Genomic DNA, 10,681 nt, shown 5'->3' with positions numbered 1-10,681 from the left:
CGCGAGGGAGGGTCCGCCGGATTCACCGACCGATCGTCGGATGATCGCTCCCCTGTGCGTCCTGGGAGATCGCGGGATCGGCTTCACGAATCGCTCATCTCAGGTCGAGTCTCATCAGCACCCGAGGGAAGCCGTCGAGCACCGACCCGGTCTCGGCGGCCTTCGTGAAACCCGCCTGTTCGAAGAGGATCCTCGTGCCGACGTAGGCCATCGTCAGGTTCACCTTCTCGCCGCCGTTGTCGACCGGATACCCCTCGACGGCAGGGGCGCCTCTCTCGCGTGCGTAGGCGATCGCGCCCTGGATCAGGGCGTGCGAGACACCCTGCTTGCGGAACCCCGGACGCACGCGGAAGCACCACAGCGACCACACGTCGAGATCGTCGACATGCGGGATGAGCCGGTTGGTCGCGAAGCTCGTGTCCCGCCGCGGGTGGAGCGCGGCCCACCCCACCGGCTCCCCGTCGAGATAGGCGATGACCCCGGGCGGCGGATCCTGATGGCACAGCCCGCGCACCCGATCTGCGCGCTCAGGGCCGCGAAGGGAGACGTTCTCCCTGTTCCCGATCCGGTAGCTCAGGCAGAAGCACACGTTGGACGTCGGCTTCTTGGGGCCGACGAGCAGCGCCACATCGTCGAACTCGGTCGCCGGACGCACCTCGATGCTCATGCGCCCAGTCTCGCGCACGCCTCCGACATGCCTTCTACTTCGCTGCGACGATGCGCTGATCGGTGTTCGAGTAGGTGATCCGATCGGCGATGCTGCCCACGAGGCCCATGCTGACGTTCAGCAGCCCCGGTTCGACGTCGGTGAGCGGCGGCGGCGTGTCGGTGCCGAGCGTCAGCGGGGCGCCGCCCATCGACGAAGCGGTCACCGACCCGATGTAGACGGTGACGTCGCCCTGCAGGGACATGGTGTCGGCCGTCGTGACCAGGCCCGGCCCGTTCGGCGGCCGCACGGTGAGGGAGAAGCCCTCGATCGTGATGGAGTCGGCGGTGATCTTCAGCGCGCGGACGCTGCCTCCGCCGACCGTCGGCACGCTGACGATCGATATCCCCTTCAGCCCCGTGAACGAGAGGGAGCTCGACCCCATCGACGCGGGCGTGCCCGTGAACACCGGCGCACCATCGTCGATCGGCGCAGGCACGGGCTCGACCGGCTCCGGCGTCGCTGACGGATCGACGGGCGCCGCCGGGTCGACGGGGATCGTCGGAACCGCGGGCGCCTCCGGGGCGGCAGGGGGCGCCGGATCCGTCGGGGACGGCGCCGAGGGTGTCGGGCTCGGCGAGGGCGACGGGCAGTAGATCAGCGGGATGCAGAAGCCGGCGTCGCGGTACTGCGGCGCCGCCGCGGCGCCGAGGATCGACGGCATCACGACCAGGGACGCCACCAGCAGAGCGGCGAGGCTCGGGCGGCGGGAGGTCACGACGTCGCCACCTCGTCCGCTCCGTCCGTCGCCGCCGCGGGTGTCGCCTTCGGGCCCATCCAGGCGACGACGAGGATCCCGCCGACCGTAGAGAGCAGCATGCCGATCAGGAATCCGCCGAGGTTCACCCCGATCAGCGAGTAGATCGCGACGGCGAGGGCGATGACGCCGTAGAAGATGTGATGCGTCGGCATCGCGATGGCGAGGATGCCGAGCAGCAGCAGGAGCACCGGGATGATCGTGGCCTGCATGCCCTCGATACCCATCTGCACGTGCAGGTGCCCGATGTCCAGCTGCCCGGAGAAGAACATCTCCACGCCGCCGAGCGCGACGAGCACCCCGCCGATGAAGGGGCGCCGCCTTCGCCAGGAGCGGAACCCTCCGGGCGCGGCAGGAACCACTGCGGCTTCCTCATCGATCACGGCATCCGCTCCGTTCAGAAGCATCCCTGCGAACCGTCCGTGAGCTCGAGCGTCATGCCGGTCAGCGTGAACACGGACGCCTGGGTGCTCCATGCCGTCTGCTGCAGGTTCTTGATCGAGACCGTGTCGGAGTCCTGGGCGAAGGCGCCGGCGCTGCCCTTGGCCTCGGTGTTGACTGTGGAGGCGTCGACGCCGATCCTGATCTTGCCGAAGGAGGCATCGCCCTTGAGTCCGGTCATGCCGATCTGCAGATCGCTCGCCGTCGCCGGGTTGCCGCCGCCACCCGCTTTGATGAGCACTCCGACCGTGCCGAGGGGCGTCTCCGTGATGACGGACTGGCAGAGATCGCTCAGCGTCGCGCTCTTGATGTTCGCGATCGCGACCGTGTGCTCGACGCCCTCGGAGTCGGTGGCCACTCCCGCGTACTGCGAGAAGCCGGTGCCCTCGAGCTGGCTGGCGCCGATCTGGAACTGGCTGCCCGAGACGGCGAACGACACGGGAACGGCGCCCTGCGCCACTCCCCCGAGCAGGGACGCCGCGACGATGCCGACGGGGACGGCGACGAGCGTGATCCGGCCGGCGTGGGATGCCGTGGCCTTCGACAGCGCCTGAGAGAGCTTCGGGAACTTCATCGATCCTCCTCCTTCGCACGGACGACGGCGTCCACGCGATATCTCGATACTAAGCACAATTGACCAGGAGTCAATACCATTCTGGCTAGGCTTCTCGCATGTCCTCCGAGCAGCGATCTCGCCTCAGCCCCGATCAGCGCCGCGCGCAGCTCATCGCCATCGGAGTGGGCTTTCTCGCCGAGCACCCGCTGGAGGAGCTGACGATCGAGGAGCTCGCCGCCCGCGCGGGAGTGTCCAAGGCACTGATCTTCCACTACTTCGACAGCAGGCAGGGCGTGGAGCGCGCGATCGTGACCACCGCGCGCGACAGCCTCCTCCTGGCCAGCGAGCCCCGCCCTGAGCTGCCGCCGCGCGAGCGCATCCACGACACGCTCCTGCGCATCGCCGGATTCGTCCGCGAGCACAGCGGGACCTTCTCCTCGCTCGTCCGGGGCGTCGCCAGCGGCGACTCCGCCGTGCGCGCGATCGTCGACGAGTCGCGCGAGTTGAACGCCCTGCGCCTCCTCGAGGCCTTCACCGAACTCGGCATACCCGACTCCGCGGCACTCCGGGTGGCGCTGCGCGCGTGGGTGTCGTTCACCGAGGAGACTCTGCTCGAGCTCATCGTCGATCGCCGCGCCGATGACGACGCGGTCGTCGAGTTCCTGGAGCAGACACTGGACGGCGTCGTGGACGCCGCGGGGAGAGCCCGCTTCTAGACGCCGGCTTCGCCGCGCAGCACAGCGAGCGCATGCCGGAAGTCCGCGGGGTACGGCGACTCGAACTGCACCCACTCCCCCGTCGCGGGATGGGTGAACCCCAGCTGGTGGGCGTGCAGCCACTGACGGGTGAGTCCCAGCCGCGCGGAGAGAGTCGGATCGGCGCCGTAGAGCGGGTCGCCCACGCACGGATGCCGCAGCGCGGCCATGTGCACGCGGATCTGGTGCGTACGCCCCGTCTCGAGATGGATCTCGAGCAGAGAGGCGCCGGGGAAGGCCTCGAGTGTCTCGTAGTGGGTCACCGACGGCTTGCCGTCCGGCGTGACGGCGAACTTCCACGAATGGTTCGGATGCCGTCCGATCGGGGCGTCGATCGTCCCGACCAGCGGGTCGGGGTGCCCCTGCACGACCGCGTGGTAGATTTTCTCGACCGTGCGCTCCTTGAAGGCCCGCTTCAGAGCGGTGTACGCGGACTCCGTCTTCGCGACGACCATGAGGCCGCTGGTGCCGACGTCGAGCCGATGGACGACGCCCTGACGCTCGGGGGCGCCGGTGGTCGCCACGCGGAAGCCGGCCGCGGCCAGCGCGCCGACGACGGTCGGTCCCTCCCAGCCCAGAGAAGGGTGCGCCGCGACGCCGGTGGGCTTGTCGACGACGACGATGTCATCGTCGTCGTACACGATGCCGAGCTCCGGAACGGCGATCGGCACGATCCGCGGCTCCTCCTTGGGCTGCCACTCGACATCCAGCCAGCCGCCGCCGCGCAGGCGGTCGGACTTGTCGAGAAGCGCGCCGTCGAGCCGCACACCGCCCGCGGCCGCGACATCGGCGGCGAAGGTGCGGGAGAACCCGAGCATCTTCGCGAGAGCCGCATCGACGCGTACGCCGTCGAGCCCGTCCGGGACCGGGAGGGACCGCGATTCCACGGTCAGCGGCTCTCGGAGGGCGCGTCGTCGCTGGATTCGCCGTCGACGCGATCCTGGCCCTCTGCACGACTCTCGGCGATCGCGACCGCCTCGGCCTCCTCGTCGGTCTCGACAGCGACGTGATCGCGCTCGCGCGTGCCGTCGAAGCGCAGTCCGAACACGACCAGCAGGGCGACGGAGATCATGCCGGTGACGATGAAGATGTCCGCGACGTTGAAGATCGCCGGGAGCATCCACGGCATGGAGATCATGTCGACGACGTGCCCGACGCCGAAGCCGGGCTCGCGGAACAGGCGATCGGTGAGGTTTCCGAGCACGCCGCCGAGCAGCGCGCCGAGCACGACGGCCCACAGTCGCGAACGCAGGCCGAAGGCCTTCCAGACGATCACGCCGGCGACCACGGTGAGCGCGATCGTGAAGATCCACGTGACCTCGGAGCCGAGCGAGAACGCGGCGCCGGAGTTGCGGATGTAGAAGAGCTGCAGGAAGTCACCCAGGACCGGAACGGCCTCCTCTTTGGGGAGGTTCTCGATGGTGAGGTGCTTCACAAACTGATCGGCGGCCAGCACGACCGCTGCGAGAATCGCAACGATCGCACCGGCCGCCGACCGACGAAGGGGACGGCGTCCTGACAAGAGGGCGCCTTACAGACCGATCGCGGAGACCGGCGTGGAGTCCGTCGACGCCGACTTCTCGTCGAGGTCGCGGAGCTGACCCTCGATGTAGCCGCGCAGCTGCGAACGGTAGTCGCGCTCGAAGTTGCGGAGCTCGGTGATGCGGGCCTCGAGCGTGTTGCGCTCGCGCTCGAGACGAGCGGTCTCTTCGCGCTGCTTCGCCTCAGCCTCGGTGCGGATGCGGTTGACCTCGTTCTCGGCGTCGGCGATGAGCTGGTTGCGCTTCGCCTCACCCTCGGCGACGTGCTCGTCATGCAGACGCTGCGCGAGCTCGATGATGCCGGCGGTAGCCGTGGCGGAGCCGGACGGAGCGGGCTCGGCGGCGACCGGAGCGGGCACCTCGGCGACGGGAGCAGGGGCGGGAGCCTCGGCGACCGGTGCGGCCTCTGCGGGCGCTGCGCCAGACTCGTAGGCGGCGAGCTTCGCCTTCAGCTCGGTGTTCTCCTCGATGGCCTTGCGCCACTCGATGACGATCTCGTCGAGGAAGTCGTCGACCTCGTCCGGGTCGAAGCCGTCCTTGAAGCGGACGTGCTGGAACTGCTTGGTGACGACGTCATCCGGGGTGAGTGCCATGGTGGCTCCTTCGATGATTTCGGTTGCCAGTTGTGAATGGCGCGGTCGTGATGTGGCGCGAACCCGGGGCGCGCACCTGGGAGCCAAGCATAGTCCTCGCTCCTGTCAGCCGCGACGCCGCAACACCAGGGCGCGACGAAAGTCGGGAATCTCTCAGATGAAGATCCGCACGATGTTCATGAGGATCAACACGACGAGGATCGTCAGCGAGAAGCCGAAGTCCAGGGAGATCGAGCCGATGCGCAGCGGAGGGATGAACCGCCGGAAGAACCGGATCGGCGGGTCCGTCAGCGTGTAGGCGAACTCGGCGGCGACGAGGCCGGCGCCCTTGGGACGCCACTCCCTGTTGAACATCGGGATGTAGTCGAGGATCAGGCGCGCGAAGAGCACCAGAAGGTACAGCAGCAAAGCCAGGTGGACGATGCCGGCGACGACGGAGACCAGCTCCACGGGCTACGACTGATCGAAGCCCGCAGACTCGGCGTCTGCGTGCGCGATTCCCCCGTGACCGGAGATCGCGATGTTCTCCGGAGACAGCAGGAACACCTTCGAGGTGACCCGCTCGATACGGCCGTAGAGGCCGAGCGAGAGCCCGCTGGCGAAGTCGATGAGACGCCGCGCGTCGGCATCGCTCATCTGCGAGAGGTTGATGATGACCGGCACACCCTCGCGGAAGCTCTCAGCGATGAGCTGAGCGTCGCGGTACTGCTTCGGGTGCACGGTGAGGATCTCGTTCACTGCCCCTCCTGCGGGCTGACGCACGGCGACCGGGCGGCGCAGCGGCGTGATGGGAGCCGGGGTCGGCTCTTCGCTCGCGCGCTCGCGCTCCCGGTGGGAGCGGGCCGGTGCCTGCGTCTCTTCTTCGTAGACCTCTTCCTCGTCGGCGAGGCCGAGATACACCATGGTCTTCTTCAGCGGGTTACCCATTGTGTCCTCCGGTTCGAACGATTCGGGTTGGTCTTGTGACAGGTTAACCCCGGTCTGGCCGGGGTCCGGTGATTGCGGAGCCGATCCGCAGGTGTGTCGCGCCCGCCTGTACCGCCTCGACGAAGTCGCCGGTCATGCCGGCGGAGATCCAGGTGGCGGATGGGTCGAGTGCGCGGATGCCGTCGGCGACGCCGCGCAGACGTGCGAAGGCGGATGCCGGTTCCTCGTCGAGCGGTGCGACCGCCATGACCCCGCGCAGACGCAGGGAGGGGAGGGTCATCACGTGCTCGGCAAGAGCGGCAGCGGCGTCGGGAGCGACGCCTCCGCGTCCGATGTCGTCGGTGAGGTTCACTTGCACCAGGACATCGAGCACGCTGTCGTCTTCCGCCGCTCGGTGCAGCGCATCCGCCAGCCGATCGCGATCGATGGAGTGCACGACCTGAGCGCTGCGCCGGATCGCCGACGCCTTGTTGGTCTGCGCCTGCCCGATGAAGTGCCAGCGCAGGTCGTCCAGTTCGGACAGCTCCGCGCTCTTCGCGCTGAGCTCCTGCTGCCGGTTCTCCCCCACCTCGCGAACGCCGAGGCCGTGGAGTTCCCGAACGAGGGATGCCGGGTGGAATTTCGTGACGACGATGCGGGTGATCTCGTCCGCGTCCCTTCCGGCCAGGCGCGCGGCGTCGGCGATCTGCTCGTCGATCGCCGACAGCCGCGCTCCCAGGTCGGTCACTTCAGGAATTCGGGGATGTCGATGTCGTCGTCGACGATGGCGGGCTCGATGCTCGTCGTGGTGAAGCGCTGCACCGGCTCGGCGTCGACCTTCTCGGACGAGGCGTTCTCGGGCTCCTCGGTGAGGGCGACCTCCGGCAGCGTCGTCGCCGCCGGGCGGGACACGACCATCGGGTCGAGGCGCAGCGACGGCTCTCCGCCGTCGAAGCCTGCCGCGATCACGGTCACGCGCACCTCGTCGCCGAGGGTGTCGTCGATGACCGTTCCGAAGATGATGTTCGCCTCGGGGTGAGCGGCTTCCTTGACGAGGTCGGCCGCGTCGTGGATCTCGAAGATGCCGAGGTTCGAACCGCCCTGGATCGAGAGGAGCACACCGTGCGCGCCCTCGATCGACGCTTCGAGCAACGGCGACTCGACCGCGAGCTCGGCGGCCTTGATCGCACGATCGGCGCCGCGGGCGGAGCCGATGCCCATGAGCGCGGAGCCCGCGCCCTGCATGACCGACTTCACGTCGGCGAAGTCGAGGTTGATCAGACCGGGGGTCGTGATGAGGTCGGTGATGCCCTGCACACCGGCGAGGAGCACCTGGTCTGCCGTCGCGAAGGCCTCGATCATCGAGATGCCGCGGTCGCTGATCTCCAGCAGTCGATCGTTCGGGACGACGATGAGGGTGTCGACCTCTTCCTTGAGCTTCGCGACGCCGGCCTCGGCCTGGCTCTGCCGACGACGCCCCTCGAAGGAGAACGGCTTGGTCACGACACCGATGGTCAGTGCGCCGATCGACTTGGCGATGCGCGCGACGACGGGTGCGCCGCCGGTGCCGGTTCCGCCGCCCTCGCCCGCGGTGACGAAGACCATGTCGGCGCCGGTGAGCGCCTGCTCGATCTCCTCCGCGTGGTCCTCCGCCGCACGTCGACCCACCTCGGGGTCGGCGCCGGCGCCGAGGCCGCGCGTGAGCTCGCGGCCCACGTCGAGCTTGACGTCGGCGTCGCTCATGAGCAGCGCCTGGGCGTCGGTGTTGACTGCGATGAACTCGACACCGCGCAGGCCGAGATCGATCATGCGGTTCACGGCGTTGACGCCGCCACCGCCGACGCCGACGACCTTGATCACGGCGAGGTAGTTCTGGTTCTGGCTCATGGCCGGCCTCCGAAGTATTCGAGCCTGGATTTCTGACGAATGCCGAGGGTTGAACCTTAAACCTCAACTAGAGGTGTAAAGTATTTCCCGGTATTGGTTTCTCTTGTTCGAAGGTAAGCGCCGCATACGCGCGCGCCCGCAGCGACACGGGCGTGTCGTCTGTTTGGCGTGCCGATTCGCCGATCACGCGACCGCGGCGCGGTCAGCCGATGACGGCGACGTGCGGCGAGGTGACGTCGATCGATGCGGCGCCCGGGTTCGCGGCCATCGCGGCTGCGAGTGTCAGGCCCTTCAGCGCCGACTCGTCGGAGCTCCCCCAGATGACCGTGAGCCCGCTGTTCAGCGTGAGGGTCACGTCGTCCGCCGTGCTCGCACGAACCCCCGTCAGCGCAGCCCGGACGTCGGCGGGGAGGGACCGGATGACGAGCCCCGTGCTCTCGAACGCGCGGGAGTCGATGCCGCCGTCGATGTCGAGCAGCGGCTGCCCCGGGGGCTGATCCGTCGTCGTCGCGAGGGCGACCCCTGCCGCGTCGACGAGGGTGTACCCGGCGTCGGAGCGGATGACGCCGATCGGCGTGCGCTCGACGATCCGGACCGTCAGATCGTTCGGCGGCTTCGCCTCGAGCGCGTACGTCTCGATGAGGGGGAAAGCGAGGAGAGCGGCCTTGACCTCGCTCGTTCTGACCAGCGCCAGCGGCGTGCCGATCTGGTCCGCGAGCGCGGCCTCGACGGCAGCCGGGTCCAGCGTCGTCGCGCCGACGACCGTGATGCGCTGGACCGCGAACAGGGGGCTGTACGCCGCGGCGACGCTGCCGCCGATGAGCAGCAGCACGGCGCCGATCACGCTGAGCCAGATGATCCTGCGGCGCCGGGAGCGCTGAGTGAAGCGGCGGATCTCGGCGCGGAGCGCCTTGCGACGAGCGCGAGCAGCGCGCCAGACGTCGCGCGCCGATGTCGGCTGCACCTCGGGCTCCAGCCCCGAGCTCGCCTCGTCGATGTCGTTCAGGTCTTCGGACGCGGCATCCGCCTCTGCACGCCCCCGGATGCGGGAGACCGGCCGCAGCGGGGTCTCCTTCTCGTCCGGATTCTCCCGCGCGGCCGGGAGCGGAGCGGGGCGACGCATCGGCTCAGTCCTCTGACGACGCGCGCAGAGACTCGAGGACCTGCGGGATGATCTGGTACACGTTGCCGCATCCGAGAGTGACCACGAAGTCGCCGTCGCGTGCGACGCTCGCCGTGTAGTCGGCCGCCTGCTGCCAGTCGGCGACGTAGTGCACGTTGCCCTGATCCTGGAAGGCGTCGCTGACGAGCTCGCCCGTCACGCCGGGCACCGGGTCTTCGCGCGCCCCGTACACGTCGAGCATGACGGTGTGGTCGGCGTAGTGCTCGAGGACCTCGGCGAACTCGCGGAACATGTGCTGCGTGCGCGAGTACGTGTGCGGCTGCTGGATCGCGATGACACGTCCGCCGTCGGCGATGGAACGCATCGCCTCAAGCGCGGCGCGCACCTCGGTCGGGTGGTGCGAGTAGTCGTCGTAGACGGACACGCCCCGCTCGACGCCGTGCTTCTCGAGGCGGCGAACCGTGCCGGCGAAGCCCTCGACGGCACGGGCGGACTCCTCGAGGCCGTAGCCGAGTGCGCCCAGCACCGCGATGGCGCCCGCGGCGTTGATCGCATTGTGCAGCCCCGGGACCGCGAGCTGCAGCCGGACGCTGTCGTCACCGCGCGTGATCGTCGCGGCGACCGGCCCCGCGGCGATGACGTCGGAGACGCGCACGTCGGCGTCGTCGGCCTGCCCGAACGTGATGACGTTGCGGTGCGAGAGGCCCGCACCCACGCGCAGAGCGCCCGCGTCGTCGCTGGAGATCACGACGGCCTCGGACGCGGCATCGGCGAACCGCACGAAGGCGTCGTGGAAAGCCTCGTCGGAGCCGTAGTGGTCGAGGTGATCGGGGTCGACGTTCGTGATGAGAGCCACCGCGGTGTCGTACAGCAGGAAGGTGCCGTCGGACTCGTCGGCCTCGATGACGAAGAGGTCGTCCGCTCCGGTGGCGCTGGAGAGGCCGAGCTGCTCGATCACGCCGCCGTTGACGAAGTTGGGGTCGGCGCCCAGCGCCTGCAGCGCCGTCACGATCATGCCGGTCGAGGTGGTCTTGCCGTGGGCTCCCGCGACCGAGACCAGTCGACGCGAGCCGATGAGCCAGTGCAGGGCCTGCGAACGGTGGATGACGTGCAGCCCGCGCTCTTTGGCGAGGAGGAACTCCGGGTTCTCCGGCCAGATCGCTCCGGTGTGCACCACGGTGTCGGCGTCGCCCAGGTGGGCGGCGTCGTGTCCGACGTGCACGGTGGCCCCTGCCGCGGCGAGGGCGCGCAGGTTGTCGCTGTCCGCACGGTCGGAACCGGAGACGCGGATGCCGGCGTCGAGGAACATCCGGGCGAGGCCGCTCATACCGGAACCGCCGATGCCGATGAAATGCGCGGAGGTGATGTTCTCGGGGATCGGGAGGGAGAGGTCGGGTCTGATCATGTCCGTCTCAG

At 68.9% G+C, this 10,681-nt stretch carries 14 protein-coding genes; 1 reads left to right on the top strand and 13 read right to left on the bottom strand.

Annotation, left to right across the window (positions count from 1 at the left end; all coding sequences use genetic code 11):
* Positions 1-94: 94 nt before the first annotated feature.
* From ACFVRO_RS09925 to ACFVRO_RS09910, 4 genes are read right to left on the bottom strand one after another with little or no spacing between them, the layout of a single operon-like run.
* Positions 95-667 (bottom strand): GNAT family N-acetyltransferase, encoded by a 573-nt coding sequence (locus ACFVRO_RS09925; RefSeq protein WP_386951839.1) that lies wholly within the window; start codon positions 665-667, stop codon positions 95-97.
* Between the two features lie 34 nt (positions 668-701).
* Positions 702-1,424 carry a hypothetical protein gene (locus ACFVRO_RS09920; RefSeq protein WP_386951836.1) on the bottom strand — a complete coding sequence of 241 codons (723 nt, stop codon included), beginning with the start codon at positions 1,422-1,424 and terminating at the stop codon, positions 702-704.
* A complete protein-coding gene (locus ACFVRO_RS09915; RefSeq protein WP_386951834.1) occupies positions 1,421-1,870 on the bottom strand; it encodes a DUF6114 domain-containing protein in 450 nt (149 codons plus the stop codon). The genes ACFVRO_RS09920 and ACFVRO_RS09915 overlap by 4 nt, the downstream gene beginning before the upstream one ends.
* Positions 1,861-2,478, bottom strand: coding sequence for a DUF6230 family protein (locus ACFVRO_RS09910; RefSeq protein WP_386951831.1), 618 nt, complete (start codon positions 2,476-2,478; stop codon positions 1,861-1,863). The genes ACFVRO_RS09915 and ACFVRO_RS09910 overlap by 10 nt, the downstream gene beginning before the upstream one ends.
* 98 nt (positions 2,479-2,576) lie before the next feature.
* On the opposite strand from ACFVRO_RS09910, the gene ACFVRO_RS09905 reads away from it, so the two are divergent.
* The gene (locus ACFVRO_RS09905) at positions 2,577-3,176 is read left to right on the top strand and encodes a TetR/AcrR family transcriptional regulator (protein ID WP_386951828.1); all 600 of its coding nucleotides are present in this window, start codon (positions 2,577-2,579) and stop codon (positions 3,174-3,176) included.
* Here ACFVRO_RS09905 and ACFVRO_RS09900 read toward each other — a convergent pair.
* From ACFVRO_RS09900 to murC, 9 genes are all read right to left on the bottom strand, one after another.
* Entirely contained in the window at positions 3,173-4,102 is a 930-nt protein-coding gene (locus tag ACFVRO_RS09900) for an RluA family pseudouridine synthase (protein ID WP_386951826.1), read from the bottom strand. The two genes, ACFVRO_RS09905 and ACFVRO_RS09900, sit on opposite strands and share 4 nt — an antisense overlap.
* 2 nt (positions 4,103-4,104) lie before the next feature.
* Positions 4,105-4,650, bottom strand: coding sequence for a signal peptidase II (locus tag ACFVRO_RS09895; RefSeq protein ID WP_386951823.1), 546 nt, complete (start codon positions 4,648-4,650; stop codon positions 4,105-4,107).
* Positions 4,651-4,746: 96 nt separating this feature from the next.
* On the bottom strand, positions 4,747-5,349 hold the full coding sequence (locus ACFVRO_RS09890; RefSeq protein ID WP_105676458.1) for a DivIVA domain-containing protein: 603 nt from the start codon (positions 5,347-5,349) through the stop codon (positions 4,747-4,749).
* 153 nt (positions 5,350-5,502) lie between these two features.
* The gene (locus tag ACFVRO_RS09885) at positions 5,503-5,799 is read right to left on the bottom strand and encodes a YggT family protein (protein ID WP_341941887.1); all 297 of its coding nucleotides are present in this window, start codon (positions 5,797-5,799) and stop codon (positions 5,503-5,505) included.
* Between the two features lie 3 nt (positions 5,800-5,802).
* Positions 5,803-6,276 carry a cell division protein SepF gene (locus ACFVRO_RS09880; RefSeq protein WP_105676460.1) on the bottom strand — a complete coding sequence of 158 codons (474 nt, stop codon included), beginning with the start codon at positions 6,274-6,276 and terminating at the stop codon, positions 5,803-5,805.
* 43 nt (positions 6,277-6,319) lie between these two features.
* On the bottom strand, positions 6,320-7,003 hold the full coding sequence (locus ACFVRO_RS09875; protein ID WP_386951821.1) for a YggS family pyridoxal phosphate-dependent enzyme: 684 nt from the start codon (positions 7,001-7,003) through the stop codon (positions 6,320-6,322).
* Positions 7,000-8,142, bottom strand: coding sequence for a cell division protein FtsZ (gene ftsZ, locus ACFVRO_RS09870; RefSeq protein WP_386951818.1), 1,143 nt, complete (start codon positions 8,140-8,142; stop codon positions 7,000-7,002). The genes ACFVRO_RS09875 and ftsZ overlap by 4 nt, the downstream gene beginning before the upstream one ends.
* 202 nt (positions 8,143-8,344) lie before the next feature.
* Entirely contained in the window at positions 8,345-9,265 is a 921-nt protein-coding gene (locus tag ACFVRO_RS09865; RefSeq protein WP_386951816.1) for an FtsQ-type POTRA domain-containing protein, read from the bottom strand.
* A 4-nt stretch (positions 9,266-9,269) separates the two neighbouring features.
* Positions 9,270-10,670, bottom strand: coding sequence for a UDP-N-acetylmuramate--L-alanine ligase (gene murC, locus ACFVRO_RS09860; RefSeq protein ID WP_386951813.1), 1,401 nt, complete (start codon positions 10,668-10,670; stop codon positions 9,270-9,272).
* Positions 10,671-10,681 lie beyond the last annotated feature (11 nt).

Origin of the sequence: Microbacterium sp. NPDC057944, from assembly GCF_042887445.1 — a bacterium.
GTDB classification, from domain to species: domain Bacteria; phylum Actinomycetota; class Actinomycetes; order Actinomycetales; family Microbacteriaceae; genus Microbacterium; species Microbacterium natoriense.
The sequence above is the reverse complement of the archived record's forward strand: the minus strand, read 5'-3'. Positions and strand labels throughout refer to the sequence as shown.